We start from the raw sequence: 20,929 nt of genomic DNA, 5'->3' as shown, positions 1-20,929 counted from the left end.
ACGAGGAACACAAAGTGCGACTAAGTAATCCCATGAGATTGCTTCGCTTCGCTCGCAATGACAAGCTCATTTGGTCACTGCGAGGAGATCCTTCGCTTCGCTCGGTACAGGCGAAGCAGTCTCGGAGATACCTTACCTTTCTTGGGATGGAAGCAAAACTTATAACTCATAAACTTATAACTCATAAAACTCGTGATATAAAAGTTCCGCAATGAAATTTAGATTTATAAAAAGAAAAGGGGAGGGGCTTTTAATTTTCTTCTTGGGCTGGAGCCTTGACGAAAGGCCTTTTTTACCTTTGATGGAGAAAGAACATTTTGATGTGTGTTTTATCTATGATTATCGGGAAGATAAATTGCCTTCTTTCCCTGAATACCCTGAAACTATTGTTCTAGCCTGGTCTGCCGGGGTAATTTTTGCCCTATCTTACCAGGAGAAATTTAACAAATTGACTTTATGCGGAGGAACAGGCTTTTTGCGGCACTCAAAGTGGGGGATTCCACCTAAAATTTATGATGCTACCCTGCTGGCCTTAAAAAAAGACGGCGAAAAGGCCTTGCTTTCTTTTTATCGGAATCTTTTTTGGCGGGAGGAAGACTTTAATTTTTTTATTAAAAATAGGCCGAGGCGCCCGTTAACCGAAATAATAGAAGAGCTTGAAGTCCTAAAAGAAAAAAGCTTTTCAGGAAAGCCCAAACACGCCCGCATATTAGTGACAGAAAAAGACCGCATTATCCCTGCGAGAAATCAGAAAAACTTCTGGAATTATGTGGGGCTTTCTTTTACCCTGAAGCCCTGGGAGCATTTCCCTTTTTACCGGGCAAAGACTTTGTCTTCGTTTTGTTTAACCTAGTTTTTTGACATTAAATATCGGTTTTAACTCTTTACTTTTTCCCACTCAAAACATACGATGTTTCTTTCTTTTTTACTGAACTCAACACCTATAAGATAAACTTCCTGATATCTTCCTATATATTTTTCATAATATTTTCTGGCCTTAAGTTGTTCAAGAGCTTTCCCCTGGGGTTCAATTTCAACCACTTTAAACTCAAATAGATAACACTTATTTTCAAAGATTATAGTTAGGTCAATCCGTCCGTGACTTACGGCTTCTTCAACCCTCAATTCAAGCCCCAGGGCAGCAAAGTACGCGTACAACACACTGGCGTAAAACCCCTCATAATGATGAAGTTCCGTTTTTCTGTACCAGTCGTGCGGGATAGAGGCAAAAAAACTTTTAAATACCTGGGCCAGTTTTTCTATATCTCCTTTTATTAAGAGCCTGTATGTGCTTATCAAGTGTTTGTCTTTGCGAGATATTGAGCCCAAAATCTTTGTCAGAATTCGTTTGTGAAGAGAGCTTTTTACTTCTAAATTTGGATAGCTTAGATGATATATTCTGGTGTCTCCTATTTCTTCCTGGTGCTTTATGGTAAGGTAGCCTGTCTGAAAAAGCAGGGTTTCAAGTTCTATTTCATCAATGTCAAAGCTATTAAGGAGTTCTTCGCCAGCATCCAGGTCTTCAAGGGAGGGGAGATAAAAGTTTCTTTCAAGAAGAAGTTTTATAAGAAAAGTAGGGGTGCCTGTCTCAAACCAGAAGGGCCGAAATTCACGCAAATCAAGGAACAACAGAATATCAAAAGGGTTATAAACTGGTTCCCCTAGCCAGGAGTAGCCGTTATACCAGCGGCGCACTTTTTCAAGATCAAGGCCTTCCAGACGATCGGCAAAAACTTTCTCAAACTCTCCTTGAGTGTAGCCGCAAATGGTGGCGTATTCAGGGTGGATAGTGATGTCTTTGAGATTATTGAGACCGGAGAAGAGGGAAACTTTACTGAACTTGGTAACGCCGGTAATGAAGACAAACTTGAGATAAGGGTCTGCATCTTTGAGGACAGAGTAAAAATTTTTCAACTCTTCGCGCATTTCAATAGCTGTTTCTTTTTTCTCAATATTATCAAGAACGGGCTTATCGTATTCGTCTATGAGAACAACTACTTTCTGGCCATATTTTTGATAAATTTTCTCTATAAGGTCCATGAATCTGTCTTTAATAAAAGTAAAGTTTGAGTGGACCTGGTATTTTTCTTCATGTTTTTTAAGGATTACTCTTTCGGTTTCTTGTAATTCTTCAAGAGAACGGTGAACTCCGCTACCAAACGAGATATAAATCACCGGATACCTGACTGACCAGTCCCAGTGATTTTCAAGATACAGGCCCTGAAAAAGATCTCGCCTGGCTAAAAAGGCCTGACGCAGGGTGTCAAGAAAAAGAGACTTACCAAAACGCCTTGGCCGAGAAAGAAATAACCTCCACCTTCGTCAACAAGTTTTTTTACAAAAGGGGTCTTATCAACATAATAGAAATTTTCAGAACGAATTTTTTCAAAACTTTGGATACCTATGGGGAGTTTCTTTTTCATAAAAATGATATTATAACATTCTAGCCTAAATTTATAGCCAAAATTTGCCTAAAAATTTTATTTGTCACTGTTATCTCATCATGGCATTTAATAAGAAGCTTCTGGCCAAACGTTTTAAAAAGGCCCTGCCTACTTATGACCAGGAGGCCCGTATCCAGGCCCTTATGGCCAAAGAGCTTGTTAATCTTCTTTTTTCGCTGAGGGAACAGTTTGAAAAAGTGCTTGAAATTGGTATCGGAACTGGCCTTTTTACCGTATCTTTTTTTGATAAATACCAGCCAAACTTTATGATTGCCCTTGACCTGGTTAGTGATAATTTTCTTGATCTGGCTAAGAAATATCCACTCTTTCTTCTAAAGGCGGATGCAGAAAGTCTTCCCTTCAAAAAAGAGAATTTTGACTTGGTAGTCTCAAATGCTACCTTTCAGTGGTTTACCAATCCAGAAAAGACTCTTGTTGAACTGGCCAAAATCATTAAACCGGGAGGGCTACTGGCCTTTAGTACTTTTGGCCCTTCCACTATGAAAGAGCTTTTTCCTACCAAAAGGCCACCTGGGATTCTTTCTTCTCAAGAGTGGCTTTCTATAAAGCCAGCCTCTTTTATACCTCTGGTTCAAAAAGAATGGCAGGAGACTTTATTTTTTGAGTCTCCCAAAGAAGCCCTGGCCCATGTTAAAAAGACAGGGGCTCTTGGTTACTTAAAATCCAGTTGGTCAGTTAAAGACTATCGCTCCTGGGAAAGAAAATACAGAAACCTTGCCACCAAAGCGGGTTATCCGTTAACTTTTGAGCCGATCGTCATGATCTGGAGGAAAGAGCTATGATTTTCTTTGTTACCGGAACGGATACTGGCATTGGTAAAACTTACGCTACCGCGCTTTTAGCCAAAGGATTTTCTCTGCTAGGTAAAAAGGTAATAACACAAAAGCCGGTACAGACCGGAGCCGATTATCCAGAAGACCTTAACCTGCATAGAAAGCTTGCTGGTATGTCTGCTGACCCGCCTGAGCTTTTGAAGCTTACTTCACCTTATATCTTTAAGTTTCCTGCGGCTCCAGAGCTTGCTGCTCGCCTTGAAAATCAAAAAGTTGACATCTTACACCTAAAAAAGTGCGCCGAAGAGCTTGAGAAGCGTTTTGAAGTGGTACTTTTAGAAGGGGCAGGCGGGCTATATGTTCCCATAACCCGCGAGGAAACCTTTCTTGACTTTATTTCTCTTCTTATGTGTCCAGTTTTTCTGGTTTCCGCGGCAAGGCTTGGTACCATAAACCATACTTTATTAAGCATTAATGCTTTAAAGCAAAGGGGAATTTATATAGCAGGTCTTATTTATAATCTCTATTTTTCAGAAGATGATATAATTTCTCGAGAAAGCCTTGAAGATATAAAGCGTTTAGGAGAAATAGAACACGTTTTAATCATGCCACGAATAGAGGATAGTATTCCCCAGGAACTTGCCCTTTCAGCCAAAGAGTTTCTTGGAAATGTCTTAAAATTTCCGGGCTTTTGCTCGCTAAATAGCAAATAGCTATTACAGACTGTTATTGCGAACCCTAATATTGCTTCTCCTGTGCCAGGCGAGGACCTCTAAGACTGCTTCGCCTGTCCTGGTTTCCTCACAATGACAAATCATTGCGAGTCCCGTCAGGGCGAAGCAATCTCTATCCTATTGTTAGCTAAAGTAGTTGAAATCTATCCGAATAAAAAATTAACCGTTCCTTCCCAGAAGGCGCATTATATCGTTGTAAAATACCACTATCATCAGGAGTATTAACAGGGCAAAGCCTACGCGCATGGCCATTTCTTTGGCTTTATCTGGAATAGGTCGTCCAATGACGGCTTCAATGACATACATAAAAAGATGCCCGCCATCAAGCATGGGAATAGGTAAAAGATTCAGCACTCCCAGGTTTACTGAAAGAATGGCCATGAAAGACATAAGGGCCCAGACCCCAGCCTGAGCCTGTTCTCCTGCCAATTGAGCAATAAAGATGGGGCCTCCGAGGGTTGAAAGAGGAAGAACCCTTTCTATCAATTTCACAATTGAAACCAGGGTAAGTTTAATCAGGGCAACTACCATTAGCAGGCCCTCAACAAAGGCCTTGTGAGGTGCTACTTTTTGATAAATGGCCTTCCCTGCCGAGACAATGCCTATCATGGGAGTTTTTATTGTCTCGCCAAAAATATTTTTGGCCTCTCTTATTTCTGGTTTTACTAGCAGGGTTATTTCCTGTTCTCCTCGTTTAACCGTAAGTTTTATTGGGCGCCCAGCTGCTTTTTTAACCAGCTGGTTAAGTTCATCCCAGGTTTTTACTTGTTTACCATCAATAGCGATGATTATGTCACCAGGTTGCAGGCCCGCTTGAGCCGCAGGGCTATCAGGAAGAACCTGGCCTACCTGAGGGATATAAACCGGTTTCCCCTGGAAAGTGAAAACCAACACAAAAAATATCCAGGCCAGTACAAAGTTGGCTACTGGACCAGCCAGAACAATTAAAGCCCGGTCTTTCAAGGGTTTATGGGAGAAAGAATACTTTATTTCCTCAGGAGAAAGTTCATCAGAGGGGCTTTCTCCTAATAGTTTTACATACCCTCCCAAGGGAATAGCTGAGAGGCGATATTCCGTACCGCCTCTAACCCAGGCAAAGATCTTTGGGCCGAAACCCAAAGAAAAAACAAGGACTTTTACTCCCCGCCAACGGGCCATTAAAAAATGGCCAAGTTCATGAAAGAAAATTAAAACTCCTAAAACTATGATAACGGCTAAAGCAGTATGCATTAGCTTTTCTCCAGTTCGTCAATTATTTGATGGGCTATGATTCTTGCAAATATATCGGCATTTATTACTTCGTCTATAGAAAAAGGCTCTTTTATTTGCGCTTGCTCAAGAGTTTTTTGGACTACTACAGGGATTAAGTCAAAACGGAGCCTTCCTTCTAAAAAGGCCTCAACAGCTATTTCGTTGGCGGCGTTTAACACTGCCGGGGCCGTTCCGCCGAGGCGTAAAGCCTCGTAAGCCAGGGCCAGGCAGGGAAATTTTTCAAGGTCAGGCTCCTCAAAAGTAAGGGGTGAGGCCTTAACTAAGTCAAGCTTGGGAAAGGGGAGGGGAAGCCTCTCAGGGTAAGAAAGGGCATAAGCAATAGGTACACGCATGTCCGGCACGCCAAGCTGAGCAATAACCGAGCCGTCAACGAACTCCACCAGAGAATGAACAATACTTTGAGGATGGATAACCACTTTTATCTTTTCTGGCGGAATCTTGAAAAGAAAATGGGCCTCTATGACTTCCAGACCTTTATTCATAAGGGTGGCTGAGTCAATGGTGATTTTGGGGCCCATCTGCCAGTTTGGGTGTTTTAAAGCCTGTTCTGGAGTTACCTGGCTTAAAACTTCTTTAGGTGTGTCGCGAAAAGGCCCACCAGAAGCTGTAAGAATTATCTGGTTTACATCTTCAGGTCGGCCAGCGTGTAAGGCCTGAAAGATGGCGGAATGTTCGCTGTCAACCGGGATAACCCTGGCACCGCTTTCTTGAGCTTTTTTAAAAAGAAGCTTTCCAGCCATGACCAGGGACTCTTTGTTGGCAAGGGCCAGTGTCTTTCCAGCCTCAACTGCCGCCATGGTGGGTAAAAGCCCGGCCGAGCCTACCAGCGCTGAGACTACTATTTCTACCTCCGGGTGCCTGGCGCAGGCCATAATGCCTTCTTTTCCGTGAAGGAGCTTTATGCCCTCTGGCAAAAGGGGTTTTAATTTTTCAGCCAGATATTCATTTTTACAGGCCACCTGGAGCGGCTTAAACTTTTCCGCCTGTTTGGCCAGAAGTTCTATGTTTTCGCCAGCAGTTAAGGCTACTACCTGAAAACGTTCAGGGAAGGCCTCTATCACCTCAAGGGTGCTTCTTCCGATTGAGCCAGTTGAACCTAAAACTGCTATTTTTTTAACCATGACACCAGATAATTAACCAGTAAAACAGCGGAGCTGCAAAGATTAAAGCGTCAACCCGGTCTAAAATTCCGCCGTGGCCGGGAAGAAGACTTCCCGAGTCCTTCACGCCAAAGCCGCGTTTAATGATAGATTCTATAAGGTCTCCCATCTGCCCTACCACTGAAGCCAGAAAGGCAAGAGGTACGATAAAGCCTGAAGAGGCAAGCCCAAACGCATAACCTAGCCCGGTGGCCAGTGTTATACCAAGGGCCGTTCCTCCAAAGGCACCTTCCCAGGTCTTTTTAGGGCTTATTATTGGTGAGAGCTTGTGTTTGCCAATGGTTCTACCAGTATAATAAGCTCCGGTGTCAGTGCCGAAGATGGTGGCTATGAGCACGAGAAACCAGAGCCGACCCTGAGTAAGAGTTAAAACCAGGTAAAGATGGGAAAACCCAAGAAAAACATAAGCATAACCTGCCAGAGAAAAGAGAAAGCTTTGCTGGTCTTCTCGCTGGCGATAATTTTTCAGATAGTAAAGTGAAATCAGGAAAAATCCAAGCCAGAATCCGGGAGCCAGGGCTTGAAAAAAGTATATGGACAAAAAACTTCCAGCTAAAGCCAGGCCACCCAGCACAATCACAGGTGAACTAAGCCTTGCCATCTGGGTATATTCGTGCCAGCCAACCAAGGCTGCTGCCAGTGCCAGCAAAGCCATGAACCACAAAGGGGCCTTTAAAATAGCTAAAACCAAAAGGGGGAGAAGCACTATGGCGGTAAGAACACGGGCCTTATTCATGGACTTGTTCACTTATCTTTCCGAAACGACGTTCCCGGGCCTGGTAGTCTTTAAGGGCTTCTATAAATTCTCTTTCCCGAAAATCAGGCCAGAGGGTAGGGGTGAAGTAAAACTCTGTATAAGCACACTGGTAGAGCAAAAAGTTTGAGATACGCTTTTCACCACTGGTGCGTATAAGGAGGTCCGGGTCCGGAAGGTTAGCGGTGTAAAGAAAGCGGCTGAACATGTCTTCATTTATTTCGTCAGGCTTGAGATCTCCTTTAAGGCAGGCCTCGGCAATAAGCCTTGCTGCTCTGGCAATCTCTGCCCGGCCGCCATAACTTAAGGCCAGGTTCAAAATGAGCCCTTGGTTTTTCTTGGTTTTCTTTACGGCCTTTTCAAGTAGTTCTAAAACCTGCCGGGGGAGGAGTTCTATCTCGCCAATGGCCCTTATCTGTATGTCTTTTTCGTGGAGTTCGTCAACTTCTTTTTGCAGATATTCTGCCAGAAGGTTCATCAAAAAGGAGACTTCTTCTTTAGGGCGTTGCCAGTTTTCTTTGGAGAAGGCGTAAAGGGTAAGGACTTTTATGCCCACCTTGCGGGCCACTTCCACCACCGCTCGCACGGACTTCATACCCTCTCGGTGGCCCATGATACGGGGCAAAAGACGGGCTTTGGCCCAGCGGCCGTTGCCGTCCATGATTATGGCCACGTGGGCTGGTATCTTATTAGGATCAAGGCTTTCAAACATTAAATAGTCATTATATCTTTTTCTTTTTGTTCCAGAAGCTTTTCTATTTTGCCAATGTATTCATCGGTTATTTTTTGCACCTGCTCCTGGGCTCGGTAAAAGTCGTCTTCAGAAATTTCCCCTTCTTTTTTGAGTTCTTTAAGATCGTCCATAATATCACGCCTGATATTTCTCACCGCCACCCGGGCTTCTTCGGCAATCTTGCGGACCATTTTAACCAGTTCTTTACGCCGTTCTTCCGTGAGAGGAGGCACGGCTATGCGGATGACTTTGCCATCGTTTACCGGGTTAAGGCCAAGCTCTGCCCGCTGAATGGCCTTTTCAATAGCTCCAATGGCTGAGACATCCCAGGGCTGGATTAAAATGAGATGCGCGTCAGCTACGCTGATAGTGGCCATCTGGTTTAAGGGCATTTGGGTGCCGTAATAATCTACTTTTATGCCGTCAAGCAGGGCTACGGAGGCCCGGCCGGTTCTTATACGGGCGATTTCATTTTTGAAAGTCTCTACAGATTTGGCCATACGCCGTTTGGCGTCTTCTAAAAGGTCCTTTATCATGCTCCACCTCCCACCAGAGTTCCCACTTTTTGTCCTGAAACGGCTTTAAGGATATTGCCTGGCTCTTGCATGTTAAAAACCATTACAGGCAGATTATTGTCTCGGGCAAGGGTTATGGCGGTTAAGTCCATAACTCTTAAGTCTTTTTCAAGGACTTCCTCGTAAGTTAAAAAGTCATATTTCTTGGCTGAGGGATCTTTAACTGGGTCAGCATTGTAAACTCCGTCAACCTTGGTGGCCTTAAAGACTACCTCGGCTTTAATCTCAAGGGCTCTTAACACTGCAGCGGTATCTGTAGTGAAAAAGGGATTTCCTGTACCAGCAGCCAGTACCAGAAAGTAGCCTCCTTCAAGATAAGAAAGGGCTTTTTCACGCCCAAACCCTTCTACTACCCCTCTAATTTCATAGGCAGAAAGCACTTTAGTGGGAACACCGTGCTTTTGTAAAGCTTCTCCCAGGGCAATAGCGTTTAACACTGTGGCCAGCATGCCCATCTGGTCAGCCCGGACACGGTCAAACCCCTGGGCTACACCAGCCAGGCCGCGGAAAATATTTCCACCACCTATAACGATAGCTGTTTCAACTTTAAGACGACGAAGAGAAGCTATTTCCTGGGCAATAGTGGCTAAAACGGAGGGGTCAATACCATAAGCGGCAGGCCCCATAAGGGCCTCACCGCTAAGCTTAAGAAGGACGCGTCTATATCGCGGGACCTCCTCAGCCATTATTCTTCTCCTACCTGAAACCTGGCAAAGCGCTTAATCTGAATACGCTCACCAGTTTTAGACATTACTTCGTTAAGAAGGTCCTGAACCGTAAGGTCAGGGTTCTTTACAAAAGGCTGTTCTAAAAGCACTACTTCTTTGTAAAACTTCTCAAGTTTACCCTGGACGATTTTTTCAATCACATGTTCAGGTTTGCCGCTTTCTTTGGCCTGGGCGACGTAAATTTCTTTTTCGCGATTCAGGACATCTTCAGGAAGGTCTTCCCTGGCCACACAGATGGGGTTAGCCGCGGCAATGTGCATGGCGATGTCATAGGCAAACTGCTGGAACTCTTCGGTTCTGGCTACAAAGTCCGTCTCGCAGTTAACCTCTACCATGGCCCCAAGTTTTTTGTTGGCATGGATATAGGCGGCTACTACGCCTTCGTTGGTGGCCTTATCAGCACGCTTGGCTGCTACCGCCAGGCCCTTCTGGCGCAAAAGGTCAACGGCCTTTTCCATATCTCCACCAGCCTCTTCTAAGGCCTTTTTGCAGTCCATAAAACCAGCGGCGGTCTTTTCTCTAAGTTTTTTGATCATATCCATGGTTATTTCTGCCATATCTTGCCTCCTCTTATGTTCTCGTGTGTTTTTATTGTTGAGTGGTTTCTTCCTGGGTAGATGTTTCTGCTTCTGCTTCAGCCAGGGCTTCACTGACTATTTCTTCGGCCAACTTTTCGGCCTCTTCTGGGCCAGCTTCAGCCTCCTCAAGCATTTCAGCTTCAATTTCTTTATCGGTTTCAGCCTGAAGCTTTTCTTCCCAGAGGGATTTCCCTTCCAGGCAGGCATCTGCCAGCCGGCTAGTAATAAGCTTTATGGCGCGAATGGCATCGTCATTTCCAGGGATGATATAGTCAATAAGGTCTGGGTCACAATTAGTGTCCACAATGGCCACAATGGGAATGCCTAGTTTTCTCGCCTCAAGCACGGCAATGTGTTCTTTTTTGGGATCAACTATGTAGATGGCCTGGGGAAGGTCTTCCATATCCTTGATACCACCAAGGTTTCTTTCAAGCTTTTGTTTTAGCCTTTCAAGCTTTAAGCGCTCTTTTTTGGGAAAGCGTTCAATAGTGCCGTCTTCAAACCATTCTTCAAGTTGCTTAAGCTTTTCAATGCTTCGGCGAATGGTGCGGAAGTTGGTAAGGGTGCCTCCCAGCCAGCGGTGATTTACATAAAACATACCGCAGCGTTCAGCCTCTTCTTTGATGGTATCCTGAGCTTGCCTTTTAGTGCCTACAAAAAGGACTTTGCCGCCGTTAGCCACGGTATCCACCAGGAAATCGTAAGCTACGTCAAAAAGTTTAACGGTTTGTTGAAGGTCAATGATGTGAATGCCGTTTCGTTCCCCGAAGATAAAGGGCTTCATCTTCGGGTTCCAGCGGCGGGTTTGGTGCCCAAAGTGGACACCGGCTTCTAAAAGTTGCTTCATGGTAAGACGGGACATAAAAATACCTCCTTTTGGGTTTTTCCTCCGCCCTGCTTAAGCGGCTAATCCGCACACACGGACACCCAGCCACCCTATTCACAGGGCGTGAGTTTTTCCGCTATTTAACACTGAAGTTTTGATTTCGGCAACTGCTTTTAGACAAGAACTGGTTACAAAAATGAAACCTTCTGGGAAATTGCAAATAGTAGTTTTTATAGCCATTAGGTGAGTTAAGAGATTGCTTCGCCACTTCATGGCTCGCAATGACGGGGTGGTGAATAGCTCGCAATGGCGGGTAAGAGAAAGGATCCGCAATGACATCTTACTATTGTTACCACGAGAAGCACTCCCACTTTGTCACTGCGAAGAGCTTTTTTCTTTTGTCACTGCGAGGAGCCAGAGACGACGGAGCAGTCTCTTCCCTTACGGAGTTCGCAATGACGTGTTAAGAAAAAGTTCATAATCACAGCTCACAAAAATGAGAAAGCGGGCCAGATGGCCCGCCAGAGCCAGCGCTTAATGTTAGCGCTTGAGATTAATGAGTTCTTCAAGCATAGCGTCCGTCACGGTGATGGTGCGGGCGTCAGCCTGAAAACCGCGCTGAATGGTAATCATTTTTACGAATTGTTCGCCCAGGTCAACGTTTGACTGCTCAAGGCTATTGGGGGCAATAGAGCCAAGGCCGTTTGTGCCAGGCTTCCCTGTAACCGGAGGGCCTGAGTGGGTTGTTTCACGGAAAAGGTTCCCTCCGGCCTTATCAAGCATCTCTGGGGCGTTAAAGTTGGCAAGCCCTACCATCCAGAGGGGTATAACCCGGCCGTTTGAGTAATGTCCGGTAAGAACACCTTCAGTGTCAACAGAGATAGATTCAAGGTAGCCTGGGCCATAGCCGTCCTGGTCGTAATATATAGTTGAATGGCTGGTAGCGTACTGGGTGCTTCTTACTGACTCTGGGCGCCAGGCGCCATCTTTAAAGTAGTAGCCAAAGTTTAATTCAATAGCCTGAAGGTTTTTACTGTTTTCCTGGTTATCCGCAAAGGTGTTGTAATCTTCGTTAAGGTTAATACCCAAGAAGTCTGCCAGTAACAAGGGATAGCCGTGAGGGCCTAAGGTATCTCCTCCGTCAATAGGGTTTACCATCTCTCCCTTGTTGTTAAACATCTGTACAAGATTTCCGGTATTGGGATCAACTCTATATACCTCGTAAAATCCATCGTTTTTGATGTTTCCCTGGGTGTCAAATTCAATGCGTCCGTACATTAATACCCCTTTTTTGATAGAGGAAAAGGGTAACTGGTCATCAATTACAAAGTCTCGCTGGTCTTCGTTTGGATCACAGGTTACCAGAAATTCGTAAACATTATCCTTGGTGGTGCGGTCGTAGTAAATAGTTACTTCATGAGGTGTTCCCAGGGCGTCATAGATTGAAAGAGTGGTGCGATATACATAGTCAGTGCTGGAAAGAGGGCTTTCGTTTCTGGCGTTCCATTTGTCATATAGATTTTGGATTCTAAGCGGAGTATCATAGGCTGTGGCAGAGCTAGAGATATCTCCAGTTGAGCCGGTAGTTGAGTGGCCTACATTGCGCCAATCTACGGTTATGCGCTGGGTGGCGTTATTATCAAAATAAAAGTTTATTATCTTTGAAGCTTCATTATCAGGAAGATCTTCAGCAAAAGATAGCAAAACGCCAGTTTCGTTGCTGGGGTCAGTCCCTGAAGGGTTCTTATAGGCGTAATAATCCCAAGTCTGGTTGGTGGCGTCAAACCAGAAATAGACCCTGAGATCATTTCCGTTTCCATCTACATCTGTAATGTCAAAGTAGCTCCACTGGTTTTCCTGAAGAGTGACAGGACTTAAACTAATCAATCCTTTATATTTTTCGTTAGAGATTGTAAGACTTGAAGAAGCAGCTCCTGTTTCTACCCCTGACCAGTTTATTTCTATCTTTTCTTTAGTAATTGGATTCTCAATTACCACTGATGGCTTGTCTTTAGGGGTAGCCCCTGAGATATCAACAAAATTGGCGTCGTGAAAATCTATAGTGTATAACCATTGTTCATTGGTGGAATTATACTCTAACTGTACATCAAAAGTTAACAAGTTTCCGTTTATATCTCCTACAGATATATTCTGAACGGTAGTCGGAGTATTATCCTGAATATCTCCGCTGATGGAAAGAGTTTGAACATTATCCAGTTCTTCGCGGGCATCAAGATTGGTTATTATATCTATTTTTTGGGTGGCTACTGGAGGGGAGCTTCGCTGAATTTGGATATCTGTTAGGGCTCCGGTAATATCTCCTGAGACTTCGTCTATCTGCCAGCCCTGGACTCTTAAGCCCGCAGGGTTTACCAGGTAGCCCTGTTTTTCCACCAAAAACTGGCCATCGCGGGTGTAAAAGGTATTACCACTTGAGCCAGGCTCTTTAAGGATGAAAAAGCCGTTTCCAGCAATGGCAAGATCAGTGGGGCTTGCCGTGCTTTCAAAAGACCCCTGCTGCATCGTAGGGTAAAGGGCGTTTATAGAGGCGCCACGGCCCATCTGGCCAGAGCCTGAAGAGGTATTGATACGCTGGGCCATTACGTCTGAAAAAGTTATACGGGCTCCTTTAAAGGCTGAGGTGTTTAAATTAGCCACGTTGTCACCCACTACACTCATACCGTGGCCAAGGCTTCTTAAACCGCTTGTTCCAGCAAAAAGGGCATCTGTTAAACCCATAGTTTACCTCCTGTTTATATTAAATTTTTCGTCTCATTCTTTATTGGCCATTAAATTCGTTAAACCTGCCTTAAAAAGTCCTCTAGCATCTGGTCAGCCGTGGTTATAATGCGGGCATTGCTTTGAAATGCCCGCTGAAGTGTAATAAGGCGGACCATTTCATTGGCAACATCTACATTTGAGCCTTCAAGAGCACCTCCAAAAATTGCTCCGGGACTGTCTTTTCCAGGGGGAAAAATCTCTGGTTCTGCTCCGCCAATAGCTTTAAAAAGATTACCTCCCGCTCGTTCAAGCTCATCCGGACTACCAAAAAGGGCTATGGGAACCCGGGCTACTGAAAATTCCTGGTTATTGGTATAAGTAACCTGAACAATGCCTTTTTCTGAGACAGCCAGGTTTTTAAAAAAGCCGGGAGGATAGCCATCTATATTTTGATTGAGCACCGCATAAGGAGAAGCAAAGGCGGTGCTGGCGTGGTCGTCAAGACGCTCCCAGGAGTTGGTCTGGGAATTAAATTTTACACCAAAATCAAGGGCTATCTCCTGGCTTTGCGAGCCAAAGTTTACGGTAAACAACGGAAAACCTTCTTCGGAAAAATTGTTTAAAGGGGTGCGGGTCCCGTTGACATCAGTAATTAACTCCAGGTCTTCAAGGCCTTCTAGCTCTCCTAAGCTGCCAAAACGGATTTTTCCCGTAAACAAGGCCCCAGCGTATTGGCCCTGGCCCCGGGGGTCTTGAGATGGGTCCATAGCCACTAAAAATTCAAAAACCCTTGGTTCTGTGGTGGTGTCAACATAAAGGCTAAGGTTATGCAGGTTTCCCAGGCTGTCATAAACAGGGAGCTGGGTTTTAAAGTCATAATTTTCTTCGCTTAAAGGGGGGTCATTATTAGCATCCCAATTATCAAAGAGGCTGCTTTCAGTCTCTTCCGAGGGCTTGCTGGTGTCAAAATTCATCTGAAGGACTATCTTGCTACTTGACTGGCCATCCAAGTAGCTTGGAATTTCTATAGGGGTTAGTACTCCTTCAGTAACACTCTCAGGGTCAACGCCCTGGGGAATATTCCAGCCCAGGAGGTCATAGCCGGTGGGAAGGCTCAAACGCAAATTTCCGTTTTCAAGCTTTCTGGGAATAAACTGTCCGTCACGGGTGTAAAAAAGTTCTTTTCCGTCTGAGACCACAAAAAAACCCTTGCCAGAGATGGCCAGGTCTGAAGGACTTTCTGTCTGTTTAATAGGGCCTTCGTGGTAAAGCACTTCTATGTCTTTAACACGGCTCCCCAGGCCCTTTTCGTTATAGGGTGGTGCCTGGGTGTTGACATTTCCGAACATGTCTTCAAACAAAGCCCTGTTAGCTCTAAAGCCTGTGCTTTCAAGGTTAGCCAGGTTGTCTGCCGTAACTCCAATACCGTGACTCATAGTGGAGACTCCGCTTTTTCCCACGTAAATACTTCCGAAAAGCCCCATTACTCTACCTCCGCCAAGATTTTTTCAAGATCACTGAGAGAGATAGTACTTTGTCCGTTAAAAAGGAGTTTGTATTCTCCATCTTCAAATAAGGCCCCTGTGAGACGGCCTACAGCTTTAACTGTTATGTTATCAAGATCTTCAGGGTTTTTGGGATCAAGAACCAGGTGATAGTTGCCATCAGGTACCTGGTGGCCGTCTTTGTCTTTGCCGTCCCAGTCAAGTGGATGTTCTCCTGCAGAAAGAGGCCCGAGGTCAATAGTGTTTACGAGATTACCCTGGGAGTCGTATATTTTGGCTTGAAGATTGTCTGTAGCTTCCTCTGCAATAATTTCTCCACCTAAAAATTTGCCATCTTCAACCCGCAAGCTCTGGGTTTTTACTAAGGCTTTTTTGCCAATAAGATTAGCAATAGTCTGGAGAGTATTTCCTTTAGCAATATCTGCTATTTGAGATAATTTTTCATTTAAGGCATATAGTTGATCAAGCTGATTAAATAAAGCTAATTGGGTAGCCATTTCGTTATTGTCCAGAGGTTTTAGTGGGTCTTGATATTCCAGTTGTTTGATAAAAAGAAGCATAAAATCATCACGGTCAAGAACTTTTTTAGGTGTGCTAGTTTTTGGTGAGCTGTCAAGTTCTGTAAAAAGTTTTGTAGTAGTTTCTGTATTGTTTATCATATTTTTTCTCCTATACGACTATATTTATTAATCCTTGATGATCTCTTTTTTTATAATTTTCTCCTTCTTCCTTATGGTGTTTTTCTCTTCCAGAAAAATTAAGGTTATAGCCAGTTTCCTGGTGATTTTCGTTTGATTGTTGTTGAGCTAAATTTATTTCTGCTCCACTAAATTGTAGTCCTAGATTTTCTAAAGAAGTGCCCAATTGGTGTAAGTGCTGTTGTAAAGCTTCAGCTGCTTTTGTATGACCTACAGTAAGAAGAAGTTTAACCTCTCCTTTATCTATAGAAACCGTAACATGAATTTCTCCTAATTCAGGTGGATCAAGTTTTATTTTGGCTTCATGCTTCCCCTGTGGATATATTTTTAGCACTAGCTCTTTTACAAAATTTGGAACTTCTTCTACTTTGAAACTTTGAGCTGTATGGTGATTTTCTTTGACTGTTATATTTTTTGCTGTTTCTATTTCTGTATTAGTTGTTACTTTTAAATTGGTTATTAAGTGTTCTTTTTTTTCGGCATGACTATTTAATGTGTCTTTAGTGTTTTGAATGTTTTGTGAGTTCTCTATAGCTCTAAACTCTTTATTTTCTTTAATAGAATTTTTTTCTTTTAATAGTTTGTTTTCTATTAAGCTATCATTGTTTTTTAATGTTTCTTTTTTGAATTCTTTCTGAATATTGCCTGCTGGATCTTTTTCCCTGGAAATTTTTTCTTTGTGATATATATTTTGAGCTGTTTGAATTTGTTTTTTCTTATTTTTGTTAATGTTTTCATCAAGTTTTAAGTTTTCTGCTTGGATGTTGTTGGCCAATTTTTCTGGCTCTATATTATTGGTTTTCTGAAAATTGTTGCTTTTGTGCCATATATTTTCAATGCTATTTTCTATCTTTTTAAAAAGTTTTTTAGCTGAAATTATTTCCTGTTCTGAGAATTCTTTCCCTGAAATATTTTTTTCTAGTGATTCTAGGTTATTTTTGATATGAGTTAGTATTTGTTCTAGTTTGTTATTGTTTCTCTCTTTATCGTTTAATTGAAAAACTTCTTTGTTTCTATCTGTTAAAGTATTTTCTTTTAAAAAGTTTATTAGATTTTTAAAATCACTTTTTAAGTCTTTGATAGTATTTTCAATGATTTTTATTGTTCCCTCTGCTTCTTGAGATAATAAATTTTCAAAATAATAGTTTATTTCTTTTAAAATGTTTTCAAAAAAAGCTATAATATTTTCAGGAGATTCTTCTGAACTATCTTCTGTTTTTATTTTTAAATTTTTTAGGTTCAAATTTTTTAGGATTTCTTTTGGATTATTAGTATCTGTTAAATCTCTTTCTTTTAAAGCTAAAAATCCTCCTTGACAGGTTTTTTCTTCTTCAGGGCTTATTGGTTTGTTAATTTCTTCTGATAAACTAAAGGTGTTTTCACCTTGCCCAAGAAGCATTAAAAAAAGGGCTAAAAAATTTTCTGCTACCAGCCCTTGATTCTGAGATAGATGGCTAACATTTCCATTTGAAGCCATTGTTAAGGAGTTTATCTTCATGTTCACCTCCTTCGTCTGCACATTATGCAATAGGTGTGCCAGAATGATATGGTGAAGAAAATGCCGTTCTTTAGACTGCTTCGCTTCGCTCGCAGTGACAAGTAGGGGAGCCATTGCGAGCCACGAAGTGGCGAAGCAATCTCTTCCCGAGTGATACCCAAGGGGCTGAGATCGCCACGGCGGCTACGCCGCCTCGCGCGATATTTTGATAATATGAAGATGCTCGCTTTAATAAAATTTTCCCGGAAAATTTTTCCCACCAGGAAAAAATTTCCTTTCCTTGACATGCTTATAACTCATTCTTACCTTCCCAAAACGAAAGGGATTTAAAAAATTTTGCAAAAAACAGGAGGTAAACACATATGAGACTGGAAAAGTTCACCTTTAAATCACAGGATGCCATTCAGGAAGCCCAAAGGCTGGCGGAGACCCGCGGCCATCAAAATATGGAAGTGGAGCATTTACTCAAAGCCCTGGTAGAACAAGAAGGCGGGCTTGTGCCCATGATCCTTGATCGCCTGGGCATTAATAACAAGCTAATCTCTTCAGATGTGGACGAAGTGCTTGACAAGATTCCCTCTGTTTCAGGCACGGGTTTTCAGGTCTATCTTTCGCCCAATCTTAAGCAGGTGCTTGAGCGCGCCATGCGTATTGCCGCAGAGATGCGGGACGATTATGTCTCTACTGAGCATCTCCTGCTGGCCATCCTTGAAAGCAATACCCCTTCAGCTCAGATTCTAAAAAATCGGGGTATTACCAAAGAAAATTTAATGGAGGTCATTAACCAGATTCGCAAAGGCCAGCGGGTTACTGACCAGAACCCTGAAGACAAGTACCAGGCCCTTGAAAAATTCGGCCGTGACTTAACGGCTCTGGCCAAGGCCGGAAAACTTGACCCTGTTATTGGACGTGATGAAGAAATCCGACGGGTAATTCAGATCCTTTCTCGCCGCACCAAAAACAACCCGGTGCTTGTTGGTGAGCCTGGTGTTGGTAAAACGGCCATTGTAGAAGGCCTTGCCCAGCGCATCGTCTCAGGCGATGTGCCAGAGCCCCTCAAAAACAAGCGCATTATTCAGCTTGATGTAGGCGCGCTTCTGGCCGGAGCCAAATACCGTGGTGAATTTGAAGAAAGGCTTAAGGCTGTTTTAAAAGAAGTCACCGAAAGTGAAGGGGAGATAATCCTTTTTATTGACGAAATTCACACCATTGTTGGTGCCGGAGCGGCGGAAGGTGCTATGGACGCGGCCAATATGCTTAAACCGGCCCTTGCTCGCGGTGAGCTACACTGCATCGGTGCCACCACCATTGACGAATACCGCAAGTACATTGAAAAAGACCCGGCCCTTGAGCGCCGTTTCCAGCCGGTTTACGTGGAAGAGCCTTCAGTGGAAGAGGCCATTGCTATTCTGCGCGGGCTTAAAGAGAAGTTTGAAGTGCACCACGGGGTGCGTATTACTGACAGCGCTATTGTGGCAGCAGTTCAGCTCTCTGCCCGCTACATTACCGACCGCTATCTCCCTGATAAGGCCATAGACCTTATAGACGAAGCGGCAGCCAAACTCCGTATAGAAATTGAATCAATGCCCACAGAAATTGACGAGATTGAGCGCAAGATCAAGCAGCTTGAGATTGAACGCATGGCCCTTGAGCGGGAGACTGACCCACGGGCTGTTGAACGCCGCGAAAAGATTGAAAAGCAGCTTGAGGAGCTTCGCCAGAAGCTTGAAGAGATGAAGGCCCAGTGGCAGAAAGAGAAAGAAATTATCCAGAAAATCAGGGCCATTAAGGAAAAAATTGACCAGCTTCGCATTGAAGCCCAGCAGGCTGAACGCCAGGGTGATTTAAACAAGGTTGCTGAGATAATTTACGGCCGTATCCCTCAGCTTGAAAAAGAGCTTGAAGAATGGAACAAGAAGCTTGAAGAACTCCAGAAAGAAGGCAAAAGCTTCCTGAAAGAAGAAGTTACTGCCGAAGACATTGCCGAGGTAGTGGCCAAGTGGACGGGTATTCCTGTTACGAGACTTCTTGAAAGCGAGCGTGAAAAGCTCCTCAAGATGGAAGAGCGCCTGGCTCAGCGGGTGGTTGGCCAGGACCACGCCATCAAAGCCATTGCCAACGCCGTGCGCCGGGCAAGGGCAGGGTTAAAAGACCCGAATCGCCCCATTGGTTCTTTCATGTTCCTCGGGCCTACCGGTGTCGGTAAAACCGAGCTTGCCAAGGCACTTGCGGAGTTCATGTTTGATACGGAACAGGCCCTGATTCGCTTTGACATGTCTGAATACATGGAAAAACACGCGGTATCAAAGCTAATTGGTGCGCCTCCCGGCTATGTAGGCTACGAAGAAGGTGGCCAGCTTACAGAGGCGGTGCGCCGCAGGCCTTATTCGGTAATACTTTTTGACGAAATAGAAAAGGCGCACCCTGATGTGTTTAACATCTTGCTCCAGATTTTAGATGACGGCCGTCTTACTGACAGCAAAGGCCGCACGGTGAACTTTCAGAACACCATAATTATCATGACTTCTAACATTGGTTCTCACTATGTAATGGAGCTTGAGGACAGGAAAGACGCCGAACGCCTGGTGATGGATGCGGTGAGAGCGCACTTCAGGCCTGAGTTCTTGAACCGTATTGACGAAATTATCATCTTTAACAAGCTCACAAAAGAGCACCTGAAAAAGATTGTGGATATACAGGTTCGCTACTTGCAGCAGCGCCTTGAAGAAAAACACATTACTATTGAGCTTACTGATAGGGCTAAAGAGTGGCTGGCAGAGGTGGGATATGATCCTACTTATGGCGCGCGGCCACTTAAACGGGCTATCCAGCGTTATGTGGAAGATCCTCTAGCGGTTAAAATCCTTGAAGGTACTTTCCAGGAAGGCGACCATATCCTGGTAGATTACGACGAAACCAAAGGTGCTCTTGACTTCAGGAAACACTTCCCTGAGGAAATACCAGAGGCCAAAGTAGCCTAAATATAAAAAAGCCGGGCCACTAGCCCGGCTTTTCTGTTTCTTAAGACCTTTACAAAAAATTTAATTACTGTTTACCTGCCCTTAACCGCTTTGCCTGTCTCCGAGACTGCTTCGTCGCCTCTGGCTCCTCACAGTGACAATAGGGAATAAACTCCTTGCAGTGACAAAATGGGTGTCATTGCGAGGGGCGAAGCCCCGAAGCAATCTCGCCGAAGCGATCTCTGAGAGACGAAGGAATCCTTTGCTAGCGCCTTGCAGGGGCATGAATTTTGTAAAAGTCTTTTCACAGCAATTAGATTACTTCTACCTTCACAGGGTCACCAATCCAGGTGCCGTGTAGATTGCAGTTTTCAATTGCTTCTAAAGTAGCGCTTTTTTCTAGCCGAATGACAAATTTGGCGGAAGAAGAAGCTACTCCACCAACCGGATAAACGGTTTCAGCGATTTTTTTGCCATCACAAAGAAGACAGATTTTAGTTATCCAGTGGTTGGGCTTGGAAGGATGAGTTACCATGTAGCCTACTTTCACTTCTACTTCAAACCATTTACCAGCTTTTACCTGTTTGGGAGCAACAATGGCTGGAACGTGCTTTTTTTCAAGCATAGAAGGATTTTCGCGATTTTTTAAACGAAGAAGCTTCTCTTCTTTGGCTTGAACGGTATCTATTTGTGAAAGTACAGATAGTAAAGCTACACCGCCAAGGGTTGCTTTTAAAAATTCTCTTCTTTCCATAAAAACCTCCTTAATTTCTAATTTTTAACTATTATAAATTAAAACAATTTTTCAATCAAGAATTTTTATCAAAAAATCAATAAAGCTTATTCTTGGACTATATCTTTTGAAACTATATCATTTGAAAAAAAATCTTAATTATTTCTAATAGCTAGCCGATTATCTTTCATAGTGTTTCGTCAACTGTGTCCGCAG

17 protein-coding genes and 1 pseudogene are annotated in these 20,929 nt (G+C 43.7%); 4 read left to right on the top strand and 14 right to left on the bottom strand.

Annotated features, from left to right (window positions below; translation table 11 throughout):
• The first annotated feature begins 211 nt into the window (after positions 1-211).
• Positions 212-853 carry a pimeloyl-ACP methyl esterase BioG family protein gene (locus TH606_RS08520; RefSeq protein WP_068542919.1) on the top strand — a complete coding sequence of 214 codons (642 nt, stop codon included), beginning with the start codon at positions 212-214 and terminating at the stop codon, positions 851-853.
• Between the two features lie 23 nt (positions 854-876).
• Here TH606_RS08520 and TH606_RS12105 read toward each other — a convergent pair.
• Positions 877-2,423, bottom strand: a pseudogene (locus TH606_RS12105) (AAA family ATPase).
• Positions 2,424-2,467: 44 nt separating this feature from the next.
• Between TH606_RS12105 and TH606_RS08510 the strand changes: the two are divergent.
• Positions 2,468-3,247 carry a methyltransferase domain-containing protein gene (locus TH606_RS08510; RefSeq protein ID WP_157627897.1) on the top strand — a complete coding sequence of 260 codons (780 nt, stop codon included), beginning with the start codon at positions 2,468-2,470 and terminating at the stop codon, positions 3,245-3,247.
• A complete protein-coding gene (gene bioD, locus TH606_RS08505; protein WP_068542916.1) occupies positions 3,244-3,951 on the top strand; it encodes a dethiobiotin synthase in 708 nt (235 codons plus the stop codon). The genes TH606_RS08510 and bioD overlap by 4 nt, the downstream gene beginning before the upstream one ends.
• Before the next feature lie 180 nt (positions 3,952-4,131).
• Here bioD and rseP read toward each other — a convergent pair whose 3' ends face one another.
• The 12 genes from rseP to TH606_RS08445 all read right to left on the bottom strand — a co-directional run bounded on the left by rseP (position 4,132) and on the right by TH606_RS08445 (position 17,020).
• Positions 4,132-5,202: an RIP metalloprotease RseP gene (gene rseP, locus TH606_RS08500; RefSeq protein ID WP_068542914.1), complete on the bottom strand. Its 1,071-nt coding sequence runs from the start codon at positions 5,200-5,202 to the stop codon at positions 4,132-4,134.
• Positions 5,202-6,365, bottom strand: coding sequence for a 1-deoxy-D-xylulose-5-phosphate reductoisomerase (locus TH606_RS08495; protein ID WP_068542912.1), 1,164 nt, complete (start codon positions 6,363-6,365; stop codon positions 5,202-5,204). The genes rseP and TH606_RS08495 overlap by 1 nt, the downstream gene beginning before the upstream one ends.
• Positions 6,358-7,140 carry a phosphatidate cytidylyltransferase gene (locus TH606_RS08490; RefSeq protein WP_068542911.1) on the bottom strand — a complete coding sequence of 261 codons (783 nt, stop codon included), beginning with the start codon at positions 7,138-7,140 and terminating at the stop codon, positions 6,358-6,360. Before TH606_RS08490 ends, TH606_RS08495 begins: the two co-directional genes overlap by 8 nt.
• Entirely contained in the window at positions 7,133-7,870 is a 738-nt protein-coding gene (locus TH606_RS08485) for an isoprenyl transferase (protein WP_068542908.1), read from the bottom strand. Before TH606_RS08485 ends, TH606_RS08490 begins: the two co-directional genes overlap by 8 nt.
• Entirely contained in the window at positions 7,870-8,424 is a 555-nt protein-coding gene (gene frr / locus TH606_RS08480; RefSeq protein WP_068542927.1) for a ribosome recycling factor, read from the bottom strand. Before frr ends, TH606_RS08485 begins: the two co-directional genes overlap by 1 nt.
• Entirely contained in the window at positions 8,424-9,152 is a 729-nt protein-coding gene (gene pyrH, locus TH606_RS08475; protein WP_068542906.1) for a UMP kinase, read from the bottom strand. Before pyrH ends, frr begins: the two co-directional genes overlap by 1 nt.
• A complete protein-coding gene (gene tsf / locus TH606_RS08470; protein ID WP_068542903.1) occupies positions 9,152-9,751 on the bottom strand; it encodes a translation elongation factor Ts in 600 nt (199 codons plus the stop codon). Before tsf ends, pyrH begins: the two co-directional genes overlap by 1 nt.
• A gap of 31 nt (positions 9,752-9,782) precedes the next feature.
• Positions 9,783-10,634: a 30S ribosomal protein S2 gene (rpsB, locus tag TH606_RS08465; protein WP_068542902.1), complete on the bottom strand. Its 852-nt coding sequence runs from the start codon at positions 10,632-10,634 to the stop codon at positions 9,783-9,785.
• 504 nt (positions 10,635-11,138) lie between these two features.
• A complete protein-coding gene (locus tag TH606_RS08460; RefSeq protein WP_068542899.1) occupies positions 11,139-13,337 on the bottom strand; it encodes a flagellar hook-basal body complex protein in 2,199 nt (732 codons plus the stop codon).
• Between the two features lie 59 nt (positions 13,338-13,396).
• Positions 13,397-14,803 (bottom strand): flagellar hook protein FlgE, encoded by a 1,407-nt coding sequence (locus tag TH606_RS08455; RefSeq protein WP_068542897.1) that lies wholly within the window; start codon positions 14,801-14,803, stop codon positions 13,397-13,399.
• Positions 14,803-15,483 (bottom strand): flagellar hook assembly protein FlgD, encoded by a 681-nt coding sequence (locus TH606_RS08450; protein WP_068542895.1) that lies wholly within the window; start codon positions 15,481-15,483, stop codon positions 14,803-14,805. Before TH606_RS08450 ends, TH606_RS08455 begins: the two co-directional genes overlap by 1 nt.
• A gap of 10 nt (positions 15,484-15,493) precedes the next feature.
• Complete coding sequence (locus TH606_RS08445) at positions 15,494-17,020, bottom strand: flagellar hook-length control protein FliK (RefSeq protein WP_068542893.1); 1,527 nt, start codon at positions 17,018-17,020, stop codon at positions 15,494-15,496.
• A 362-nt stretch (positions 17,021-17,382) separates the two neighbouring features.
• On the opposite strand from TH606_RS08445, the gene clpB reads away from it, so the two are divergent.
• Positions 17,383-20,001, top strand: coding sequence for an ATP-dependent chaperone ClpB (clpB, locus tag TH606_RS08440; RefSeq protein ID WP_068542891.1), 2,619 nt, complete (start codon positions 17,383-17,385; stop codon positions 19,999-20,001).
• 292 nt (positions 20,002-20,293) lie between these two features.
• Here the strand turns inward: clpB and TH606_RS08435 are convergent, their stop codons facing one another.
• Positions 20,294-20,734 carry a desulfoferrodoxin family protein gene (locus tag TH606_RS08435; RefSeq protein ID WP_082863585.1) on the bottom strand — a complete coding sequence of 147 codons (441 nt, stop codon included), beginning with the start codon at positions 20,732-20,734 and terminating at the stop codon, positions 20,294-20,296.
• Between the last annotated feature and the right edge of the window lie 195 nt (positions 20,735-20,929).

Source organism: Thermodesulfatator autotrophicus, from assembly GCF_001642325.1.
In the GTDB taxonomy this organism is placed as follows: Bacteria; Desulfobacterota; Thermodesulfobacteria; order Thermodesulfobacteriales; family Thermodesulfatatoraceae; genus Thermodesulfatator; species Thermodesulfatator autotrophicus.
The sequence above is the reverse complement of the archived record's forward strand: the minus strand, read 5'-3'. Positions and strand labels throughout refer to the sequence as shown.

Bases quoted from the DNA above. Each gene is read 5' to 3' on its own strand.
- TH606_RS08485 (WP_068542908.1), bottom strand. From the start codon at position 7,870: ATGTTTGAAAGCCTTGATCCTAATAAGATACCAGCCCACGTGGCCATA.
- rseP (WP_068542914.1), bottom strand. From the start codon at position 5,202: ATGCATACTGCTTTAGCCGTTATCATAGTTTTAGGAGTTTTAATTTTC.
- TH606_RS08435 (WP_082863585.1), bottom strand. From the start codon at position 20,734: ATGGAAAGAAGAGAATTTTTAAAAGCAACCCTTGGCGGTGTAGCTTTA.
- TH606_RS08450 (WP_068542895.1), bottom strand. From the start codon at position 15,483: ATGATAAACAATACAGAAACTACTACAAAACTTTTTACAGAACTTGAC.
- bioD (WP_068542916.1), top strand. From the start codon at position 3,244: ATGATTTTCTTTGTTACCGGAACGGATACTGGCATTGGTAAAACTTAC.
- TH606_RS08495 (WP_068542912.1), bottom strand. From the start codon at position 6,365: ATGGTTAAAAAAATAGCAGTTTTAGGTTCAACTGGCTCAATCGGAAGA.
- rpsB (WP_068542902.1), bottom strand. From the start codon at position 10,634: ATGTCCCGTCTTACCATGAAGCAACTTTTAGAAGCCGGTGTCCACTTT.
- tsf (WP_068542903.1), bottom strand. From the start codon at position 9,751: ATGGCAGAAATAACCATGGATATGATCAAAAAACTTAGAGAAAAGACC.
- clpB (WP_068542891.1), top strand. From the start codon at position 17,383: ATGAGACTGGAAAAGTTCACCTTTAAATCACAGGATGCCATTCAGGAA.
- TH606_RS08490 (WP_068542911.1), bottom strand. From the start codon at position 7,140: ATGAATAAGGCCCGTGTTCTTACCGCCATAGTGCTTCTCCCCCTTTTG.
- TH606_RS08455 (WP_068542897.1), bottom strand. From the start codon at position 14,803: ATGGGGCTTTTCGGAAGTATTTACGTGGGAAAAAGCGGAGTCTCCACT.
- TH606_RS08520 (WP_068542919.1), top strand. From the start codon at position 212: ATGAAATTTAGATTTATAAAAAGAAAAGGGGAGGGGCTTTTAATTTTC.
- pyrH (WP_068542906.1), bottom strand. From the start codon at position 9,152: ATGGCTGAGGAGGTCCCGCGATATAGACGCGTCCTTCTTAAGCTTAGC.
- TH606_RS08460 (WP_068542899.1), bottom strand. From the start codon at position 13,337: ATGGGTTTAACAGATGCCCTTTTTGCTGGAACAAGCGGTTTAAGAAGC.
- TH606_RS08445 (WP_068542893.1), bottom strand. From the start codon at position 17,020: ATGAAGATAAACTCCTTAACAATGGCTTCAAATGGAAATGTTAGCCAT.